This is a genomic window from Planctomycetia bacterium (assembly GCA_016795155.1).
Lineage (GTDB): Bacteria > Planctomycetota > Planctomycetia > Gemmatales > HRBIN36 > JAEUIE01.
Genome location: JAEUIE010000005.1, coordinates 1 through 20,019, shown reverse-complemented (window position 1 = coordinate 20,019; position 20,019 = coordinate 1). Strand labels below are relative to the sequence as shown.

18 protein-coding genes are annotated in these 20,019 nt (G+C 49.8%); 6 read left to right on the top strand and 12 right to left on the bottom strand.

All coding sequences use genetic code 11. The annotated features are described in order from the left end of the window. Window positions 1-44 precede the first annotated feature (44 nt). Both JNJ77_02155 and JNJ77_02150 read left to right on the top strand, forming a co-directional pair. A complete protein-coding gene (locus tag JNJ77_02155) occupies window positions 45-1,157 on the top strand; it encodes an exo-alpha-sialidase (GenBank protein ID MBL8821362.1) in 1,113 nt (370 codons plus the stop codon). Next, window positions 1,154-1,450: a MoaD/ThiS family protein gene (locus JNJ77_02150; GenBank protein ID MBL8821361.1), complete on the top strand. Its 297-nt coding sequence runs from the start codon at window positions 1,154-1,156 to the stop codon at window positions 1,448-1,450. Before JNJ77_02155 ends, JNJ77_02150 begins: the two co-directional genes overlap by 4 nt. Here the strand turns inward: JNJ77_02150 and JNJ77_02145 are convergent. The 5 genes from JNJ77_02145 to JNJ77_02125 form a co-directional block, all read right to left on the bottom strand. After that, window positions 1,447-3,162: a CotH kinase family protein gene (locus JNJ77_02145; protein ID MBL8821360.1), complete on the bottom strand. Its 1,716-nt coding sequence runs from the start codon at window positions 3,160-3,162 to the stop codon at window positions 1,447-1,449. The genes JNJ77_02150 and JNJ77_02145 overlap by 4 nt on opposite strands. A gap of 729 nt (window positions 3,163-3,891) precedes the next feature. Beyond that, complete coding sequence (locus tag JNJ77_02140; protein ID MBL8821359.1) at window positions 3,892-4,569, bottom strand: DUF4956 domain-containing protein; 678 nt, start codon at window positions 4,567-4,569, stop codon at window positions 3,892-3,894. Beyond that, the gene (locus JNJ77_02135) at window positions 4,562-5,329 is read right to left on the bottom strand and encodes a polyphosphate polymerase domain-containing protein (GenBank protein ID MBL8821358.1); all 768 of its coding nucleotides are present in this window, start codon (window positions 5,327-5,329) and stop codon (window positions 4,562-4,564) included. The genes JNJ77_02140 and JNJ77_02135 overlap by 8 nt, the downstream gene beginning before the upstream one ends. Window positions 5,330-5,468: 139 nt before the next feature. Further along, window positions 5,469-7,772, bottom strand: coding sequence for a protein kinase (locus JNJ77_02130; protein ID MBL8821357.1), 2,304 nt, complete (start codon window positions 7,770-7,772; stop codon window positions 5,469-5,471). Then, complete coding sequence (locus JNJ77_02125; protein MBL8821356.1) at window positions 7,769-8,344, bottom strand: sigma-70 family RNA polymerase sigma factor; 576 nt, start codon at window positions 8,342-8,344, stop codon at window positions 7,769-7,771. The genes JNJ77_02130 and JNJ77_02125 overlap by 4 nt, the downstream gene beginning before the upstream one ends. A 406-nt stretch (window positions 8,345-8,750) precedes the next feature. On the opposite strand from JNJ77_02125, the gene JNJ77_02120 reads away from it, so the two are divergent. After that, window positions 8,751-9,866 (top strand): YedE-related selenium metabolism membrane protein, encoded by a 1,116-nt coding sequence (locus JNJ77_02120; GenBank protein MBL8821355.1) that lies wholly within the window; start codon window positions 8,751-8,753, stop codon window positions 9,864-9,866. 5 nt (window positions 9,867-9,871) lie between these two features. On the opposite strand, the gene JNJ77_02115 is transcribed toward JNJ77_02120, so the two are convergent. Further along, complete coding sequence (locus JNJ77_02115) at window positions 9,872-10,531, bottom strand: energy-coupling factor ABC transporter permease (GenBank protein ID MBL8821354.1); 660 nt, start codon at window positions 10,529-10,531, stop codon at window positions 9,872-9,874. Between the two features lie 613 nt (window positions 10,532-11,144). Between JNJ77_02115 and JNJ77_02110 the strand changes: the two genes are divergently transcribed. The 3 genes from JNJ77_02110 (at window position 11,145) to JNJ77_02100 (ending at window position 15,006) form a co-directional block, all read left to right on the top strand. Further along, window positions 11,145-12,140, top strand: a complete 996-nt coding sequence (locus JNJ77_02110; protein ID MBL8821353.1) for an ATP-binding protein — start codon at window positions 11,145-11,147, stop codon at window positions 12,138-12,140. 20 nt (window positions 12,141-12,160) lie between these two features. Beyond that, the gene (locus JNJ77_02105) at window positions 12,161-14,689 is read left to right on the top strand and encodes a S8 family peptidase (protein ID MBL8821352.1); all 2,529 of its coding nucleotides are present in this window, start codon (window positions 12,161-12,163) and stop codon (window positions 14,687-14,689) included. Between the two features lie 74 nt (window positions 14,690-14,763). Further along, window positions 14,764-15,006, top strand: coding sequence for a hypothetical protein (locus tag JNJ77_02100; GenBank protein MBL8821351.1), 243 nt, complete (start codon window positions 14,764-14,766; stop codon window positions 15,004-15,006). Window positions 15,007-15,146: 140 nt separating this feature from the next. Here the strand turns inward: JNJ77_02100 and JNJ77_02095 are convergent, their stop codons facing one another. From JNJ77_02095 to JNJ77_02070, 6 genes are all read right to left on the bottom strand, one after another. Further along, window positions 15,147-15,359, bottom strand: a complete 213-nt coding sequence (locus JNJ77_02095; GenBank protein ID MBL8821350.1) for a hypothetical protein — start codon at window positions 15,357-15,359, stop codon at window positions 15,147-15,149. 2 nt (window positions 15,360-15,361) lie between these two features. Then, window positions 15,362-16,321 (bottom strand): hypothetical protein, encoded by a 960-nt coding sequence (locus tag JNJ77_02090; GenBank protein MBL8821349.1) that lies wholly within the window; start codon window positions 16,319-16,321, stop codon window positions 15,362-15,364. Between the two features lie 58 nt (window positions 16,322-16,379). Further along, a complete protein-coding gene (locus JNJ77_02085) occupies window positions 16,380-17,594 on the bottom strand; it encodes a type IV secretion system DNA-binding domain-containing protein (GenBank protein MBL8821348.1) in 1,215 nt (404 codons plus the stop codon). After that, a complete protein-coding gene (locus tag JNJ77_02080; GenBank protein MBL8821347.1) occupies window positions 17,584-17,739 on the bottom strand; it encodes a hypothetical protein in 156 nt (51 codons plus the stop codon). The genes JNJ77_02085 and JNJ77_02080 overlap by 11 nt, the downstream gene beginning before the upstream one ends. Then, complete coding sequence (locus JNJ77_02075; GenBank protein MBL8821346.1) at window positions 17,736-18,296, bottom strand: hypothetical protein; 561 nt, start codon at window positions 18,294-18,296, stop codon at window positions 17,736-17,738. Before JNJ77_02075 ends, JNJ77_02080 begins: the two co-directional genes overlap by 4 nt. Further along, on the bottom strand, window positions 18,293-20,019 hold a 1,727-nt coding region (locus tag JNJ77_02070; protein ID MBL8821345.1), incomplete at its 5' end, for a relaxase domain-containing protein. The genes JNJ77_02075 and JNJ77_02070, both read right to left, overlap by 4 nt.

The window sequence follows — 20,019 nt, the reverse complement described above, 5'->3', positions numbered from 1 at the left end:
TATCTCGATGCCACTGATATCTGCTGGATGTCAAGGAGTTCTTTATGCCAGGCGTTCGTCTTCTCGTTGGTACACGCAAAGGTGCATTCGTCATAACTTCAGATACTGCCCGTAAGAAGTGGGATGTTTCCGGGCCGTTTTTTGGTGGCTGGGAGATGTATCATCTCAAAGGCTCGCCGGTAAACCCGGATCGCATCTATGCATCACAGTCGAGCAGTTGGTTCGGCCAGCAGATGCAGCGATCTGATGACGGTGGCAAAACCTGGAATCCCATCGGAAACAAATTTGCCTACAGCGGAACGCCAGGCACCCATCAATGGTACGATGGAACGCCTCACCCCTGGGAATTCAAACGGGTCTGGCACGTTGAACCGTCAGTCACCGATGCAGATACGGTTTATGCTGGCGTGGAAGATGCTGCGTTCTTCCGCAGCACCGATGGCGGACAGAACTGGGAAGAGATGCCCGGCTTGCGCGATCAGCAGGGGTCCAAGTGGGCACCCGGCGCCGGTGGCATGGGGCTGCACACCATTCTGATTGATCAGAATAACCCGAATCGCATTTTTATTGCCATCTCCGCTGCTGGCGCGTTTCGCTCAGAAGATGGTGGCAACACCTGGAAAGTCATTACCAAAGGTCTGCATTCACAGTACATTCCAGACCCCACTGCCGAAATCGGCCACTGTGTGCATCGCATCTGCATGCACAAGGACAAACCCAACACGCTCTACATGCAGAAACACTGGGATGTTCTCCGCACCGATGACTCTGGCGATAACTGGCATGAAGTCAGTGGCAATCTGCCTACCGATTTCGGCTTTTGCATTGATGTCCATGCCCATGAACCCGAAACCATTTACGTGGTACCCATCAAGAGTGATTCGGAACACTACCCGATGGATGGTGCGCTGCGTGTCTATCGCAGCAAAACGGGTGGCAACGACTGGGAGCCTATGACCAAAGGCCTGCCCCAGGAAAACTGTTATGTGAATGTACTCCGTGATGCAATGGCAGTTGATTCCCTCGATGACTGTGGCGTTTACTTCGGCACCACCGGTGGACAAGTCTATTGTTCACCCGACGGTGGAGACAACTGGGCTCCAGTAGTTCGCGACCTGCCTGCGGTTCTCTCTGTCGAGGTGCAAACGCTGAAATGATTCGCGTTGTTCTTCCCTACCACCTCCGCAATCTGGCCCAGGTAACAGGCGAGGTCACACTCGATGTTGTCGGGCCAGTCTCCATGCGTTCCATACTCGACGCATTGGAAGCACGCTATCCTGTGCTGCAAGGCACCATCCGCGATCACGGCAGCATTAAGCGACGACCACTGATTCGTTTCTTTGTCTGCGAGCAGGACTGGTCCTACGAAGAGCCTGAAACGCCGCTGCCGGAAGCTGTCGCCTCCGGCAGGGAACCTTTCTTCATTATCGGTGCCATTGCAGGCGGCTAAGGCAAATCCTTGATGGAAGGGTGATTGAGCAGATACTTGCGTCGTTCCGTGGCAAACTTCAGGAGGTTGCTGCGCGATGCATTGGCGTTGCTTCGTTCACCTGGAGCCTCAACAGCATGCTTGAACTCTTCGGTGGAACTGAGCTTGCGCGTATCAGCTGCAATCTCTTTCTCAATCAGTTCACGATACTCATTCACCACAGCACCAAACTTCTCTGGATCAAGCCAGTCTTTTGCAATAGTCTTTACATGCTGCAGGTATCGTGTACGCAGGCTGGGCACTGCCAGAAGTTTGCTGCGTAAAGGCTTGGAGGCATCGTAGATGGCAACCAAAGGATCAAGATTGTAGTTGCCTCCCATACCGCCTCGGCCTGAGCCGCCAGCCCGACCATCCTTCGAGCCAGGTCCAAATTCTCCCTCTCGGCCACCCTGTTTGCCTGGTGGCGGGCCGCCTTGTTTTCCGGGAAGACCGCCTAGTTTATCTGGTGGTCCACCACCGCCTGGCCCCATGCCACCACGACCTCGGCCTCCAGGCCCACCCATACCTGGTCCGCCACCCGGAGGCCCACCCATGCCTGGGCCCATCGGCGGCTGGAATGCCTCGTTCATATCATGTGGCAGGATGTGGAATTTGCCTTTCTCATCCAGGTAGATGCTGTAATCGCTGGCCCGAACCCAATAACCATCACCATTAATTAATGCGACATCCAGTGCCAGGAACCACAATGTGCCTTCAATATCCAGCATCGGTTCCAGTGCTTTTTCGAATTGATCAACAGGCGTTTTATCCAGCGTGTAACAGAGCTTGATCAGTGCTTTCCATGCTTTTTCATTGTCACCCGACTTGATTTCAAACCGTCGCTTGTAATCTTCGACATTGTCACCAGAGTAAGTCAATCCACCACCACCGCCCGGGCTGCCAGTAACTTTCCAGCGTGTACCCTTATCGCTGGGATAGTTTTCCTTCAGGAAAACCTTGTCGAACTGTTGAGCATTGGAATACAGCCCCCAGCTTTCACCATTGATCACCACTTTGACAAAGTTCACTTTGGGAGCAGGAATGTAAGTCCGTGCAATCTGGGAATAAAGCACCGAGTGCATGAAGGTTGGATCTTCATGGGCATTCAGCAGGTTCAATGTCTTGTAGCCATAAAGGCGTTGCTTGGAATCTACTAGGTCGAGCGATACGTTCAGCGATCGCTTGGAACCCGCAGGTACCATACCGTAAGACGACATGCCACGGAAATGGACACCCACGTTTGGATAAGTTTTTCCATCTACAGTCAACGTCGCAGTGACATCGACATCCGAGGAACGGAATTCTTCCAGTTCCGATTCCCAGTCGTTATTCTCAAACTCGAAAAACAAGGTGCGTATAACATGCGGATCGTAGAGATTATCACCAGCAACAGTCTTCACATCAGAAGGACTGATCTTCGGCCCAGGCTTACCCGGCTCATGCCTGCCACCAGGCATCATCATGCCACGACCACCACGTCCGCCTGGACCGCCTCGACCACCTGCATTGGGTTGCGACCTCAGCGATTCGCGGGCAGCTTTACGTTCATCGTTATTTAGCCAGCCATTGCCATCTTTATCAAATTGCCCGACGATCTTGCGAGTCTGGCCAAACATACCTCCTGGACCACCGGGACCGCCTCGCCCACCACCGGGCGGGCCACCACCCGGACCACCAGGGCCTCGCATCATCATGCCAGGTCCACCTGGCTGTTCTGGAAATGTAAAGTCTTTCCCGGCCAGTTTCTCCCACTGCTGTTTCTGTTCGTTCGTCAGAATGGCGAACAAATCCTTTTTTGCCTGGGGTGTTAAGGATGATCGCCCCATACCTGTGGAACTGCGCTGAACAATTTCATCAATCTGAGCGCGCTGTTTTTCACTTAGTTTTAACTGGCTGGAAATATCTTCTTGCAGCAAGGCAGAGGCTCCCTCACGTTGAAGTTTTAACTGTACCAGCCTGGCGGATTGTTTTGCATTCAGCAACTTGCGAACTGTTTCATCTGCTTTTTTACTTGCAGTTTCCATCTTGGAACGCATTTCAGCCATCTTCTTTTCCCGTTCTTCGGGTGTGAGATTCTCCATCTCCTGGAAGTTGAATGAGCCGAATCCTGATTGCTGCACTTCGCTATTTGCCTTTTCCACCTGCTTGACCTGATCTTCGGTCAGTGCAAGTTCTTTCTGCACTTCAGGAATAGTCAACAGGGATATGGTCGAATTCTGCATCGCACCGGGAGGGCCGAAGAACATCATGCGTGGGGGTTGTCCCGGCCCGCCCGGTGGCTGTCCACCGAAGCCTCGACCTTCCTTGCGTGGTGGCTCCTGAGTGTAACTGAAGTTCAACACGAGAAGCATGATGCTTCCCATGATCCATGGTTTAACGTGTGTCATGTTTATCACCCTGATTAAGCTGTACTCGGTTCATTCTCAAGGCTGCAGTTCAACTTCCTGCACGCCTTCCAATTGATTCAGGTCTGTCACTAAGTGCGTCATTCCCGAGGGAATTTTGAGCTTCACAATGTAAGTCAGATCGATGGCAGCGCCTTTTCGCGAGGTCGATGCAGAAATCTGGCGATACTGACTGAGATGCTTTTCCAGTATCGGCGTCAACATTTCCCGTGGGTCACGCCCTAATCCCAGCCGTACCTTCAGTTGCAGTTCAGAGCCATGCACCAGCCTTTGCGGATTGCTGGCACGACTGAGCAGCACCGCCATGCATCCAACTACAGGTATCCCTAACAGTGGCAGGATGAAATGCCCGGCTCCCGCTGCCATGCCGACAATCACTGCAAATATCACGAAGGCTGTATCCCGTGTATCATCCACCACCGTGCGAAATCGGACAATGGACAAGGCGCCTACCAGACTGAATGCCCGTGCTATGCTGTCTCCAATGACCATGGAAACCATGGCAATCAGGATTGCGAGCAGAACCAGCGTTGTCGTCAACGTCCATGCATCGCCTGGTTGATCATGCTTGCCATGGCTAGCCCGGTAAATAATGGCCACCACAATTCCAAAGATGGAAGCCAGAACCAGGCGCACCAACATCTGGTTCGCCGTTACTGCCGTTCCATCTGCCGAAGGCAATAACCAATCAGGCATAATTCTTTTGCTCCTGCTTCAGAACTCCACTGGCATCAATGCAGTGTCGATATTTGGATACACCACTGGTTGTTAGCTGCAACTCATGAATGATCGACTTGAACAGTGGTGGCAATAAGCCTCGGAATTTGAATTCACATACCACCTGGTTTCGCAGAATGGGCATGGAAAATGTCTGGCTGGTCATCGACCATGGATGATGCAATCCCCCACGGATGTGACGGTCAAACGTTAATCGAACTGGCTCCGATCCACTTGAGCCATAGTACGCCACACGTTCATATTCAATCAGGCATACAGGGCCCAGGCGGTTTCGAATCAACTGGTTATGAAACCAGCTTCCTTCCCAATCCTGTTCTGCATCACCGTTCAGCAGCCCTAACTGTTGCAGAGGGATACACCATCGCTTTTTGCGAACTTCGATGCCCTTCTTGGATTTTCGTTCGAGATATACCTGGGTGCTGGAGCCGTACTGCCTTACGCGAAACTTGAACAAACGGAATCGGTTTCGCCGATGGAAGACATCCCACTCTGGTGTATCGCAGTAGAGTGATTTGATGTGATAGCCAGGGCTTGACTGGTTCGTGCAATGTGGATCGAGCAACAGTTCCAACCGGCATCGGTCTTCGACAGCCAGCGCCTGCTCCTCGCTCAACAGCAATTTAAGTTCACAGGCTGGCTGCGTGTCACCTTGCAAACGCCTCAACGAAGGAGATTGCGTTTCCAGGGAGGCAACAGTCAGTCTGATCGGTGCAGTCATGTTTTTCCCGAATACAGGATCAGAGACTAGCTTCACGGTTTCTTTACCGTGTCTTCACATTAAGTAACGGTATTGAAACAATTCCCGCCATGATATGTTTCATTTTTCTGAAAACGGTCGAAGTTGTGTCCAGCAGCATTTATCTTCCCGGACCAGGTGCAGGACCGAAAATCATTCCAGGCATTGGGCCGACAGGCAGTTCTTCAAAATCTGGCCCTGTGATTTGTTGCCAGATTTCCTTCTGCGATGGAGTCAGAATTTTCAGCACCCTGGTCATGGCATCATGTCGCAACTGGCGATGCCGTTCGGGATTAAACGGAGCAGGCGGTCGAGGATTTCCTGAGCCAAAATTGACTGGACGCATGAAAACATCTTTTTCCACGTCGCGAATTTCCATTCGCTGTAGAGAGGTTAGCGACAAGGCTTTGATAATATCAGGCTCCCGAAACGCCGCCGCACCGAGACATTGAATCGCAATTTCACGATAACGCTTAAGTTGTGATGGTTGCAGGATGGATGCAAGCATCTTCTCACGCTCTACATCACTGGCAAGCAGTTCCGTACGACGTGATTCGGTATTCTGGCTTCGTGACCGGTCAAAAAACAACTGTCTCTGCTGCGACCACTGAGCAAGGAATTCCTTTAATCGCGTTTCCTGTTCCGAGGTCAACTTCAATTCCTTTTGAACAGCACTGTTTGATAGCAGCCGTAACTGCATTTCGCGTTGTATCGCATTCAATTCTCTCAGAATATTCTTCACTTCATTCTGTACCCTGGTGAGTTCCGCTTGCGAAGCGGGATCCCCCTGCCTCTGCTCAATGAAATCCTGATAGTAGTTCACCACCACTTCAAGTATGCGCTTACGACTGGCTTCCATGGGCCTGTCTGCCAGTTCTTCCTGGCTGATCTGAAACAGGGCATCAACCGCCTGCCTGGCTTTTTGGAAGTTATCTTCTGCTTCACGAGCCCTCAGTTTTTCCCGCTCCAAGGAATCTGCTGTTTTCTGCTGTTCAGTAGCAATCATCCGGTTATTGATGAAAAGCCCAGCAGTGACTACTGCCAGAAGCAGCACGCATGCAACAGCAATGGATGGATGCCTTCTGATCCATTTGCGTCCATGATCATACAGTGAAGGCGGCCTGGCTGTGATCGGCTTGTGATCGAGAAACCGCTGAACATCTGCACTGAGTTCTGCTGCCGTCTGGTAGCGATCAGCTGGATGCTTGGATAACGACTTCAGCAGAATGGTTTCCATTTCAGGAGGTATGGCACGATTCCATTGCCTTGGGCTCGCTGGCTCTACATGCAGAATGGAATACAGCAGTTCCTGATGAGTTTCGCCGGGCAGTGCGGGACGCAGTGTCAACAGTTCGTAAAAAGTTGCACCCAATGAGTAGATATCGGTTCGATGATCGAGCATAGTGCGCTTGCCACCCGTCTGCTCAGGACTCATGTATCGGAACGTGCCGAGAAAATCGCCTGAACGTGTCAGGCCATTGTCGGCCTGTAACTGGGCTAACCCGAAATCGGTAATCCACAAATTTGCCGAAGCATCAATAAGAAGGTTGCCTGGTTTGATATCGCGATGAATGACGCCAGCCTGATGGGCATGCTCCAGTGCATCCGCAGCCTGCACCATTAGCCTGGCTACTCTTCGGATATATGTTTCACTATCCAGCTTGGCGCCACTGGTAACCGCAGCGGAAATCTGCAGTGTACTGCTCTGTTTTCGCTCTGCTGGTTGCTGCTCAGTGCGATGCAGCATCGCTTCCGTTCCAGGCAGACTTGCAGTACTTGGCAAGGTCGCTCCAGCTCTGGGCAACGGGCTTGCTGGTTCGAGTTGCACCTGTTGCTGCTGCAGTTGTTCAATGATAATCGCCAGCGATTGCCCCTCGATCAACTGCATGGCATAGAAATGCACGCCCCGTTCACAACCAACCGCATAGATGGGAACGATGTTGGTATGGTGCAGCAATGCAGCAGCCTGGGCTTCATTCTTGAATCGCTGCAAACGCCTTGCATCCATCGTCGCAGCAAAAGGCAATACTTTGAGAGCTACCCGCCTGCCCAGCGATAATTGAATTGCTTCATACACCACACCCATGCCACCACGGGCAATTTCCCTGACAATCTGAAAATCACCCAAGGGACTGGCTGATAACTCACCGGCGTGAGCAGTTGCACCGGGAACGAACGTGGAGCCTGCCTTCGATTTTGACTGCCGTATGCCACTTCGAACCAGATCCAGTCCTTCGAGACATTGCTTCACTGCAGAAGATACATCTGGATAGCGCTGAATATAGTGTTTGCGATCCGGATGACGGCCCTGATCCAATTCATGCTGATAAGCATTTACCACTTCGAGAACACGAGGATCATCCATCATGGAATCAGTGATTGCATCCCCGTCTGAATCGTTTTTGATAACCGATTGACGACTCATTCTGATGCCCCCATCAATTGGCGAAGCTTGGCTAGTGCCCGTACCCAGATCTTCTGCACACTATTCTCCGTTCGCTCCAGCCTTTGTGCCACTTCAGGAAATGTCAATTCCTCCAGATGGCGAAGCACTATCACTTCTCGATAGTTGTCAGGCAATTTCGCCAGCGCTTCCGCCAGCAATACCCCCTGCTCCCGCTGTACCACCTGCTGGCTGGGAGTGCCTTCAGGCGTAAACAGGCCTCGATCCAGCATGCGACTGGAGTGGTCGAGGTTAAATTCGAGGGCGTTCTCCCTTCGAATATCACGGGCCTGTGTTCCCAGGTAATGCCGCACCAGGTTGGAAAGCTTGGCAGAGAAAATACTCCTTAGCCAGGCAACCAGTTCACTTTCCGTATTGCCTCGAAATCCATCAAAATGGCGATGTGCTTCCAGAAAAGTTTCCTGTACCACATCTGCCGTATCAAGTTTCGTCTGCAACAGTCTGCCGATTTCAACCCTGGCTAACAGTTCGAGATAGTTGCGATAGTTCTCCAACAGATCGCCTCGAGCGCCTGGCACATTCTGCCGTGCCATTTTCAGTTGTTGAACAATATTAAGCGGTTCAGAAATCTTCATCGGGGACTACCAGTAAAGTAACGAATAAACATCCAACTCCGCCACTGCGATGCAGATAATTCCACACCATCTATTGATAGGCACTTCAGACATGCTTGATCCATGTCATTGTTCTGGAAACAGTAATACCAGTTCATAGGTGGCAAATAATAGTGTAACAAGGTAAGATTATTTCTTGACTGATTTCCCAACAATTGAATCTGTGATCACCACATTTTCTGGTGTCGTTGTATCATTGCACTGCTTCATCCATATAGTCTGACAGATCTGAAACTCAGCACACTTCAAACTGTCAACAAGATGATGTGATGCAGGTTGTCAGAAGCAGACTTTTTATAGAAGCAAGTAAAGGAAGTGCATTACCATGCTGAGGACAGAAGTTCATGGAACCAAACTCTGGTTGCTCTGGATAGCATGTGCAGGGATAGGTGCATTGGCTGCTGTGCTTGTCGCCCTGGGAAACCCGGGAAACATGGGCATCTGCGGAGCCTGTTTCTTGAGAGACACTGCTGGCGCCCTGGGACTTTTTACCGGAGAAGGCCCGCGTATTTTTCGTCCAGAATTAGCTGGGTTGATTCTTGGCGCTTTCATCCTCCGTCTTGCGCAAAACCGCATCGAAGGGCGAGCCGGCGCTCATGCCGCTCCTCGTTTTTTCCTCGGACTCTGGATGGGTATTGGAACCATGGTCTTTCTCGGTTGCCCCTTTCGAATGCTGCAGCGTATGGGGGGAGGCGATCTGAATGCCCTCGTTGGACTGGCAGGATTTATTATTGGTGTTGGTGTCGGGCGAATCTTCGAAATGCGTAACTATACTTCTGGTAAGACTTCCATTGTCATTACTCCTGCAGGTACCCCTGCACTGATTTTGGCAATTGCTGCGTTAATTCTTTTTCTTGCTGGAGGGATGCCTTTTGGCCCCGGTCCAGAAGACCTTGCCGGCAAACCACCACATGCTCCATGGTTCTGGTCACTGGGAATTGCCATCGTAGCTGGAAGCATCTTATCCTGGACAGGGTTTTGCGCAATCTCAGCAGTAAAGCAGATTTATACCAGACCACGTCGTATGCTCTGGGCTGCGATTGCGCTGATCGGTGGGTACTTCATCTTGGCTATCTGCACCGGGAAATTCAACCTCGACTTCACCAGTCAACCTGCAAGTCACAGTGATCATATTTGGAACATTCTTGCCATGGCACTGGTCGGTTTAACCGGCGTGCTTGCAGGTGGTTGCCCCGTGAGACAGATCGTCCTGGCAGGCGAAGGCAACGGCGACGCCATGATTACCGCCATCGGCATTCTTGCAGGCTGCTCAATATCTCACAGTTTTCAGATTGTTTCATTATCTTCAGGATCAACTCCTGCAGGTCGCACCGCTATCCTGCTCGGTCTTACGATTTGTTTTTCATATGCCGCCTGGGTGGTCTTTTCTGTTTCACGACTGAAGACTACTACAGCAAACGAAGTCTCCAGAGCGAGATGAGTGGCTTATTGTCCAGTTACACGAACTGCACTCCGCTGTAATCCCAGCAGTTCTGGCTTGATTCTGTAAAGAAAATCGAATACCAATGCAGTAAAGATTACTTCGATTATTATCACAGGTATATGCCATACGAATGCAATGGTGGCAAGTAACTGCAGGTCCTCACCGGAAACTGCACCAAACCTGAGCACCAGGTAGTACAGTATGAGCGTGCTGACGAGTCCCAAGCCCCCGAGAAATCCTCCTGCCAATAGTCGCGATAAACGCGACTGAAGATGCACAGATCGCTTGATCAATGCAAAAACCAGAGCAACCAGCAGTCCAGGCAAACCGATCGTGGCGCAGTTGACACCCAGCGCATACAGTCCACCATGACTTAATAGAAGTGCCTGCAATGCCAAGGCGATAACTACCGCCAACCCAACACGTTTACCAAGCAACATCCCGGCTAACCCATTCAGGATCAGATGTACTTTAGTACCAGGAATCGGAGGATGAATAAGTGATGCTACAAAAAGTATGGCTGTAAATACTCCAGTCTTAGCTACCTCGTCGTCGCGCAGGCGGTAGCACCCTACAGCAAGCAAAAGGAGCAGCAATACCAGGCCCAACCCTAATGCAACAGGAGAAAGTACACCATCGGGGATATGTACAGCCCAAGTCATGATGGCGTCTCTTTTCCCGGAACGAATCAACGCTATTGTAAGTAATCTGGTAGGTCATGACCGGCCGATTTACATGTGGCGTTGGTAATCAACTTCGACCTCTTGTTTGTTCTACGTGCCTTTGGCGAGCAGATATTGAGAACCGTCGATCTCAACATACCAGCAGTTGTTTTGTTTACGATACCAAGGCTTGCGTGTTCGCATGAGCGGATTCACTGCACGTTCCCTGCATTGGAGGTGCAAAATTCTACGCTCATCATCTTCATAAAATAAGAAAACCCCGATAAATCATCGAGGTTTACTGAGTCGGGCTGGCGGGATTTGAACCCACGACCTCTTGCACCCCAAGTAGAATTAGGGTTACCGCCGATTACCGGAAAACCTTTTGGTTTAATGACTTATGATGGACGATTACTTAGTGTTTACTGCACGAAAGCTTCGATAAGACCCACCCTGGAAGGGTATTCCGTGCACGTTCCGTGCATCACTTTCGACGTTGTCTTTTGTTTACCAGACACTTGGTTGAGAAGGCTCGAATAGCATAACCAACAGGCATAGGCTATAGTCGTACGGCATGACTGATGCTCATGGTCGAGTGTGTTGGAAGGGTGAGATGGCTACTGCTGAGCAGCTTAAAGCATTGGTTAGAAGTCACACTGAGCATGATGATGCTGAGTTCCGATCTATTGCCATGCAGATTGCCGCACACAGTGCAAAGAAGGGAAACACCTCGTTAGCAGAAGAACTGAGAAGGCTAATCGACCAAGCACGGAGAGAACAACGGCCTGTCAGTCCGCCACGAGCAGTTCCCATCACCAAGCCACCAAGCGACTTGGTAGGCCTTGTCTCATCGTCCTATCCAACCGTTCGGCTGTCTGACATGGTGCTTGATGAAGCCAGCATGCTGCAGCTGAAAGAAATCGTACACCAGAATCGCGAACGTGAAGTGCTTCGTATGCATGCACTTACGCCAAAACGTAAGCTGCTTCTGGTGGGACCGCCAGGATGTGGCAAGACTATGACTGCTTCAGCACTGGCAACCGAGTGTCAGCTTCCGTTGATGTTTGTTCAGTTGCATGGATTGATCACCAAATACCTGGGCGAGACTTCAGCGAAGTTGCATCAACTGTTCTTGGCAATGACGGAAACTCGAGCAGTCTATCTGTTTGATGAGTTTGATGCGATAGGTTCAACTCGAACCGCTGGGAATGATGTTGGCGAGATACGACGCATTCTGAACTCATTCCTACAACTACTTGAACGAGATGAGTCTGACAGCATCATTGTCGCCGCCACCAATTTCATGGGCATGCTGGACGAAGCTCTCTTTCGACGTTTTGACGATGTCATTCGATACGAACTCCCGAATGCAACCATGCTTCGACAATTGATCGAAAATCGGTTGAGTTCGTACGATCTCAGTCAGATCAAATGGAAGATTGTTATCAAGTCTGCTCTTGGACTGAGCCACGCAGAAACGTGTCGTGCATGTGATGATGCTGCTAGGCGAGTGGTGCTTTCCAAGAACTTGGAAATGGACAGCAGCATATTGATTCAAGCTCTCCGTGCTCGAAAACAAATGAAACCTCAAACGAGCGAATTAGGTTAATCACAAGTTGAGCGGGCCTCATGAGAAACAAGCCTCACTTACATCTTGAGGAAATTCCTGATTCCGTGCCCTATTCTTATGCTGGAGGAGTGCCTGTTAATGCTCTACCTTTTCAGTTGCCACCACGAGATCGAGTTCCGCATGGCCGGGCGAGAGCAGATGAAGTCAGAAATGCCGTTGCAGAAAGTGAACGACTCCGTCAAGAACAGGCAGACTTGCACGTGCAAGACGATGGGCAGATCAAGTACATTACCTTTACTCTTCGCAGTGATCCAGGGTTCCAATTAAGACTTGAAAGACTTGACCGGGTACGTCAGAAAATCAGGCTACTCAGTTCCAGAGTCGAAAATGGCATCTATGTTGCAACCATATCGATGCCAATCAACAAGGTGGTCGGCTTTCTGAAACTGATTGAGAATTACGCCAGACGAGATAACTCCCATGGAAATGCTGATAATCGAGAATTGATTGAGAGTATTTCATCCATCTCACTGACAGTCGTGCAAGACCTCTGGTCTGACAGCATTCCAATACCAAGTCTAGATGCCACCTTATGGCTGGAAGTTTGGCTTCATCAGTTCAATGAGCAACCGGAGCAAAATTATCAGCGATTTGCTCAGCTGGCACAGATGCTTGGATTTCAAGTCACGTCGAGATATGTGAAGTTTCCTGAACGACTGGTGACGCTAGCCTTTGGCTCACTTGCTCAGCTTTCAAAGTCTTTGGACCTGCTCACGCTCGTAGCTGAAGTGCGCAAAGCCAAAGAGCTTGCATCGCACTACACACAGCTATCTGGACGAGAACAAGCAGACTTCGTGCAACACGCAGCTCAACGAATAATTCCTCCCGCAAGAACAGCACCCGCAGTTTGCTTGCTTGATACTGGTGTCAATCGTGGACACCTTCTGTTGGCCCCAGCATTAGAACCTAGCGATCTGCATGCTGTGGATATCCAATGGGGAAACAGCGATCACGATCCACATCAGCACGGAACCACGATGGCAGGGATAGCCCTTTATGGCTGCCTCACCACCATCTTGGATTCTGTTGATCCGATCAGGCTGAAGCACCGATTGGAATCAGTGAAGTTGATTCCACCACCACCTGGTGAAAACTCACCAGATGTGTATGGTGCGGTTACCAAAGAAGCAACTGCAAGAGTGGAATCCGTCGCACCAGAAAGGAATCGAGCGTACTGCCTAACTATTACAACTGATGATCTTGATAATGGGCTTCCTTCACAATGGTCAGCTGCACTGGATGATTGTTGTCATGGAGGACTTGAAGCTATTCCTAAGCTTGTCTTTGTTTCCGCTGGAAACATTGGAACAGAGTTCTTTGCATCAACTTATTCCTACCATGATTGGAATTGTCAGAAGGCTGGAATCGAAGAACCGGCACAGGCTTGGAATGCCGTTACCGTAGGGGCATACACGGAGAAAGTAATCGAACGAGAAACGCTGCAAGATGGCTGGCAAGTTATTGCCGAGCCCGGTGATCTGACACCTACCAGTCGTACATCGTTGCCTTGGCCACCAGATAATCAGAAAGAATGGCCTATCAAGCCTGACATCGTGATGGAGGGCGGAAACTACATTGAGAAAAACGGTGAAAGAGATAATCTCGATGATCTTTCACTTTTGACAACGTGCCTTAAGCCAACAGGTCAGTTGCTCACTACCACACGTGATACCAGTCCTGCTGCTGCATCGGCTGCTCGAATGGCTGCTGTCATTTGGAGCTACTATCCTCAATTCTGGCCAGAAACAGTACGGGCTTTGATGATTCACAGTGCACAATGGACGCCGGCAATGATTCGTCGGTTTCCAGGCAACAACAAATCTGTGATTCAGAAGAGACTTCGCTGCTATGGCTACGGTGTCCCTGATTTAGAGAAGGCTCTCTTTAGTGCACAAAACGCTGCAACCCTGATTTACCAGGGTGAACTACAACCTTATCATCGCAAAGTGTCAGTAAACGCGGATGGTGATACTACTGAGAATCCGCCCTCGACCAACGAGATGCATCTTCATGCCTTGCCTTGGCCCATCGAAGTGTTGCAACAGTTGGGAGAACTGAACATCAAGATGCACGTGACTTTATCGTACTACATTGAATCAAGCCCTGGCCGAGTGGTATGGGGGCGAAAGTACCGATATCAATCTCACGGGTTAAGGTTCGACCTCAAGAGACCAACAGAATCATTGCAAGCTTTTCGACGTAGGCTCACCAAGCATGAGTGGGAAAATGGAAATAGACCTTCCATTGTTCCGGATACTCGTTCTTGGCTTATAGGAGAAGCAAGAAATCATGGAAGCATTCATTCTGATTGGTGGCATGGTAATGCTGCAACTTTGGCAGCAAGCAGCCATATTGCAATCTATCCAGTGACCGGATGGTGGAAGGAACGCCCACATCTCAACAAATACAACAGTAAAGCTCGCTATAGCCTCGTCATCACCATTGAAACACCCAATGCTGAGATCGATCTCTATGGTGCAATTACAGCACAACCCGAAGTGATGACAGAAATAGAAGTGACCAGCTAAGCTTTTGATTGGCAGTACTGTAGACACTTGACACCTTCAACACGACGACACTCAACTGCTCACTGAACCAAGAAATGGACAACATCTACAAGGTTCGATGCTCTCCAGCTGCCAAAATCCTGATGGGCATGCAGAAGCAAGCCATCATTGAAGATGCGATGGCCAAGGTAAGAAAAGTAGAGATTCAAAAAGAGACAGTTGTCATTCTCCAAGTGAACCACCTGCCATTGAGGATTGTTGTGCTTGTTGCTCATCAGATCATTGAAATCATTACGAAGGAAGAAGCTGATCAGTTTGGAATTAGTGATATCAAGTAAGGCTAACCAATCCCTTCACCAAGTAAACTGCTGGGATTGGAATTGAAATCGAAGAAGCCTACTGCCAGAAATCAAAGCGTTATTTCTTGGAAGGTAGCCTTTGGGATCTGTTACCCGAAGACTTGGATCACCATTGGAAATTACCCACTGTATTCAGATGAAGACTCATTTGTTGTTGCCATCAAGCCCTCATCCTGAGGGCTTTTTTGATTGATGGAACCATCAAGTTTTTCGGCAATGATGAGAGCAGCCTTGGTGATAAATCGCCTCTCTTGAATTGTTCCGAAACGAATCGGCAACGCCTCCAGGAGGCATTCTGCAATATCCATTGCCAGTGCTTGATTAGTCGTCATGGCTATTTGATGAACCGCCGAACGGTATTGATGTTGCGTTGCACGTTGGCCGAAGCTTTGGCAACATTCGCATAGTTGACAGGGCGATAGTTACCTTGCGTTACCGTTCGTGCCGGACTTGAGTAGGCGAGTGTAGGTTGTACAGTTTCAGCACTCCAATCCTGTGGGTCTGTTTCTCTTCGTGTCGCCTTCAAAGATTCAACACGTCTTTGTTCCTGCTCCTCTGCCTTCTTTGCCTTTTTCGACTGGTACTCCTGCCTGATTTGGTCAGAGGAACTGGTTGACTTGAGCTTCTCGTGGAACTGCTGCATTAACCCATCGAACTTTTGATAGTTCCTCATGAATTCATGCATTCTCTCTCGAAAAGCTTGCCTTGCAGCTGTGATGTCGCCCAAGGACAATACTTCGAGGAATGCTCCGTAATCTGTAAGGAACTCAACAGCATTTTCAGTTTCTTTGACAGCTTGGGCAATAAGGGCATCACCCTGTTCTACGTCCAGGCGACGCTGAGAAATCTTCCCTATGAGTTCATTCGCTTCTTTTGCAAACTGCTCGTATTGTCTGCCGATAGGGTTGTTTGCATACTTTCGTGCCTTGAAGCGTGCCATTTCTGCCATCGGTGGTATTGAAGATGGAATGCGGTCCATAGCAGCCATGTAGGCCTTGGAGTCACTTTTGTATTTCTCATATGATGCAATGACTGCTTTTCCTTCAGCTACCAAGCCAGTCACGATGCTTTTCATAGCAAGAATGGTTTCTTCTTTGCTATCCTGCGAGAGGATTTGCATTTTTGATAGTTTCTTCGACAGTTCTTCAATAGCGCGATGGTAAGTTTCTTCCTTCTCAGCTACTGCTTTACTATAGGCAGCCCCAAGCGCAAGAGCAGGATCGGGTTCCTGGCCATGTAAACCGCACCAGCTGGTAGCCATGGCAGTCACCAGCATGAACACTCGCATTCTCATCGGTTTCTCCTTGAAAGAGATTCCCATTCTACCGTCAGCCACCATGGCAAACGGTTTATCAAGATCGTGGGATAAACCCACGTCCAGATGCCTTCTGAAAGATACTGATCAAACGTTTACGAAAGGGGAGACTGAATCGAGCGGGAGCTCCATAGGGCGTGGTGATAAAACCGTCTATGGTACGTCCAGTTGCCAAGCTCAAGTTCATGAATTCATCTGGCAAAATGATTGGACGTTGTTTGATGGCACTCCCTTCTTTCACCTCGCGTTGCCCACACTGTTCCGATGCCCATCGTGAAGCTTCAGGTCCCTGTTTCAAGAAAACTTTGAATTGACACATCGAGGTTATTTCAATGAACCTGTCTTTTCCAAGCACCGAGATAACAGCAGCGGGATCTTGGAAGGTCAGAACCACGGAGATGTTTGAATCTCTGCCTTTTAGAAGCAGTTCACGGATATCAGTAAAGCCCTTCAGCAAGGCAAACTCATCGAGAATGAGATAATGCCTCTTGGATTGATCACGCTTTGAGAGAATGGCGGCTGACAGTTCGGAGATGATCAGGCTGTTGAGACGAGCAAACTGACTGGGATACAGTTCATCATGCCCGAGCATCAGCACACAGCGAGATGACAGAATGTTCTCCAACGAGATTTCGTCCTTGCACTTCTGCCAGTTCTGAGCGAGTGCACGGTATTGCCCAAGATAGCTTCCAAGCGACGAAACTACTTTTCCACGGTGCTCTGGATCTTGAAATGTCGCTTGAATCAGACTCTGCGATGGCGGGAATCGACCGAGCTTTCTTTCGAGTTCTGCTGAATTGGTTCCGGCTGTCACAAGATCATGGAGCGTCCAGTTGCCAGGATGTTTTGTCTGGTACCACAGTATTTCGTAGGACAGCAACAAACGAGCGATGTTACGCCAGTACTTTTCAACGGAGTTCTTCTCGTCTTGAATAAGGTGGTGAGACAGCCGCTCCGCATCACTGAATGTCTTGTAGATTTTGCCGAAGGCAATTCGAACAGACCTGGCTTCGTCTGGATGAGTGAGCCAGATGGGTGCCCAAGGTGGAAGTGCACCAGCTACAATCGGGGTATTCTCTTTCTTGGGATCAGTAAGCAGGATACGAATGTCCTCATCTGGAAACCCTTTCAGCAGAGAATCCAGCAGGAACCAGACGAGCACGGTTTTGCCGCTCCCAGGCAAACCTGAAATCATGATGTTTCGAGTTGCCTGTTCTGGTGTAATGGCAATCGAAGCGAGGTCAATTGTCATCAATGTCCCCTTGCAACTGCTTATCAGATTGAAGCTCTTGCCCACGAAGATGAGTTTGGTCTTCTGGCTCGTGCACCTGCCCGAACGAATACAACGCTGCTAGGACAATCACCCAAAAAATGAAAATTACCAATCCGAGCATCATGGTCTTCTCCCTCGTATTTGAAACAACCATGTTGAGACAAACATCACATAGATGAACACTGGTGTTTCCACCACCACGGACAGCATGAAACGCAGCATGCCAATACCTATGATGCTGAGATTCGTTCCAAGGGTACCGCCAACATGGTGCTGGTCACCCACCCAGCGAAAGCCAGGGGTAAGCAAGCTATCTTCATCGCCTTCGTGGCTGTTTTCCATCAACTGAGTTACGCTGATACTTTTCAGACTGATACCCTGGGTTTTTGCCGCAATGAAGCCATAGATCGTGGAGAACGCGAGCAGAGGTAACCCCCAGTAGATAACGATGTACCAAACTGGCTTGGTGTCTTTCCTCAATCCATTCACAAACACGCAGTAGGCAGCTATCAGAGCAAGGAACGCCCAAAGTAAGAACATCAGGCCCATCTGCTCTGCTCGTACCTTGAACAGCAAAGCAATGGAAACCACCACATGACATGGTGCGAGTACGACCAGCCAGGAGTTTGCTCGCTCCCGGTCAGCATGCCACGCTTTCAGCAAGAAAGATCGTATGGTCACAGCTTCATCCCCATTTTCATGGACATCTGCTGCTGTTGCTTGAGTTCATGCTGCATCTGCATTGCGATGTGGTTATCTGACAGCATGATGACTTTGCAACGTTTGCGATGTAGGTAGTCCATCATCACTTTGAGTTCTGCTGCTTTGCAGTTCGATGGGTCTAGCAGCACCGTTGTACGTGACTTCAATTTCCAATCAGGCCGGCGGATCATATCCATCATCTGGGCTGTATGACGTATGCCTCGTAACCGATGCTGCCTGACTCGCCAGAAGATCTCGGCAAATTTCTTGGGCTGAGTCTTCTTGATGAAGTTGGCAACGGTGACAAATTCGCCATCGACCCCTTTCGGTCTGAGTCTTGGCGACTTGGAAACGATGATGGTGCGGTATTTCCTGGATGCGTAACTCTCCATGATGGCATGCAGTGCCTGTTTTCTATCTGCTGGAACAAACGTGAGATACTCACCAGTGGCAAATTGGTTGAGCGTGACGGTGTTGTCTTGGTCCAAATACAGGGCGTGATGAGCTAATTCCTTCTTGTCAATCTTGTGACGACGGTGTTGTTGTGTGCCCATCGTCGCAGAACGCATGATCGCTTGTCGCATCAACTGACTGTTCCGCAACAAAATCAGATACTCAGTATCCTTCACTTTCCAGGTATCGAGCCCATACTTCCTAGGGCTTTTCATCATCTTGGTGATGGCTTGTTTGATACTTGCTTCATTGACACGTTCATCACGAAGTGACTCTACAAGGGCCGATGCCACCAGTGATGAGGGTCGCACCAGGTTGGCATGGTTGGATTCCCACCGGATGGCCCTTTTGACGTAGCGTGTAGACAGCCGTTCTACCTGCTTCTCGCTGAGATATCTCAATGTTCTGGTGGGAAGATTTCTCAAATACCATCCGAACTTCTCACCCTGTTTTCGCCAGGTGGCTAACCGCTCTTCTAGATTCCATTGCTGTTTTGCGACCCTTGAGTACCTGTTGAACTGATCAATGAGTTTTTGCCGACGGACACCAACGGTGTTCTTAAACGACTTCAGACGTTGATTGGAATCAGCTTTCCATGAGGCAATCCAGTCTTTGGTAACTCCTCGTATCCCAAGTCCGTTGTCCCGCCGTCGGTAAATATCGAAGTGCAGCTTGGTAATCAAGCGGTTCGCGAAGTCTTTTGTCAGGATGTTCTGATAGTAACGCTGTAAATCAAAGGCCTTCTTAAAACTGAGGGCACCGAATTCACCACTTTCCACACTCCGTCCAAAGTTGAACACATAGGCATGGAAATGAAGCAACTGTCGGCCATCACGTGTGATGCGTTCCAGCTTTCCAAGACTGAGGAGTTCTGCTTGATGGCCTCGTCTTGTCGTGACGCCATCTTTTTCCAGCAGACTGGTGATCCGTCTGGCTACGGTTAAGAATTCACTCTCGATTTGAGTTCTTTTGGTTTCACAGTCAGCTGCCCGATACAGAGCTTGGATTGACTGATCTGCCACCACTGTCACGAACCAGCCTTCATGACGATGGGGGCTACCCGCATTTCGTGTCAATGGCAAGCCGTTGTGGAACCCAGCAGCAAGTTGTTTCAGCGTTTCAACCGAAGGGACTTCCTTCATGCACCAGCGTGAGCTCAGCGTTCCGTCGAGAACTAATTCCAGTTCTCGACTCGGATCCTCTCTGAAGAGGATGTAGTCGATGCCACCAGACTTGGAGTTATGGATCC

Coding starts and splice junctions, on each gene's coding strand:
- JNJ77_02130 (MBL8821357.1), bottom strand. CDS start 7,772: ATGAGTCGTCAATCGGTTATCAAAAACGATTCAGACGGGGATGCAATC.
- JNJ77_02110 (MBL8821353.1), top strand. CDS start 11,145: ATGGCTACTGCTGAGCAGCTTAAAGCATTGGTTAGAAGTCACACTGAG.
- JNJ77_02135 (MBL8821358.1), bottom strand. CDS start 5,329: ATGACTGCACCGATCAGACTGACTGTTGCCTCCCTGGAAACGCAATCT.
- JNJ77_02080 (MBL8821347.1), bottom strand. CDS start 17,739: ATGATGCTCGGATTGGTAATTTTCATTTTTTGGGTGATTGTCCTAGCA.
- JNJ77_02120 (MBL8821355.1), top strand. CDS start 8,751: ATGCTGAGGACAGAAGTTCATGGAACCAAACTCTGGTTGCTCTGGATA.
- JNJ77_02105 (MBL8821352.1), top strand. CDS start 12,161: ATGAGAAACAAGCCTCACTTACATCTTGAGGAAATTCCTGATTCCGTG.
- JNJ77_02140 (MBL8821359.1), bottom strand. CDS start 4,569: ATGCCTGATTGGTTATTGCCTTCGGCAGATGGAACGGCAGTAACGGCG.
- JNJ77_02085 (MBL8821348.1), bottom strand. CDS start 17,594: ATGACAATTGACCTCGCTTCGATTGCCATTACACCAGAACAGGCAACT.
- JNJ77_02155 (MBL8821362.1), top strand. CDS start 45: ATGCCAGGCGTTCGTCTTCTCGTTGGTACACGCAAAGGTGCATTCGTC.
- JNJ77_02115 (MBL8821354.1), bottom strand. CDS start 10,531: ATGACTTGGGCTGTACATATCCCCGATGGTGTACTTTCTCCTGTTGCA.
- JNJ77_02145 (MBL8821360.1), bottom strand. CDS start 3,162: ATGATGATGCGAGGCCCTGGTGGTCCGGGTGGTGGCCCGCCCGGTGGT.
- JNJ77_02090 (MBL8821349.1), bottom strand. CDS start 16,321: ATGAGAATGCGAGTGTTCATGCTGGTGACTGCCATGGCTACCAGCTGG.
- JNJ77_02095 (MBL8821350.1), bottom strand. CDS start 15,359: ATGACGACTAATCAAGCACTGGCAATGGATATTGCAGAATGCCTCCTG.
- JNJ77_02125 (MBL8821356.1), bottom strand. CDS start 8,344: ATGGCACGGCAGAATGTGCCAGGCGCTCGAGGCGATCTGTTGGAGAAC.
- JNJ77_02100 (MBL8821351.1), top strand. CDS start 14,764: ATGGACAACATCTACAAGGTTCGATGCTCTCCAGCTGCCAAAATCCTG.
- JNJ77_02150 (MBL8821361.1), top strand. CDS start 1,154: ATGATTCGCGTTGTTCTTCCCTACCACCTCCGCAATCTGGCCCAGGTA.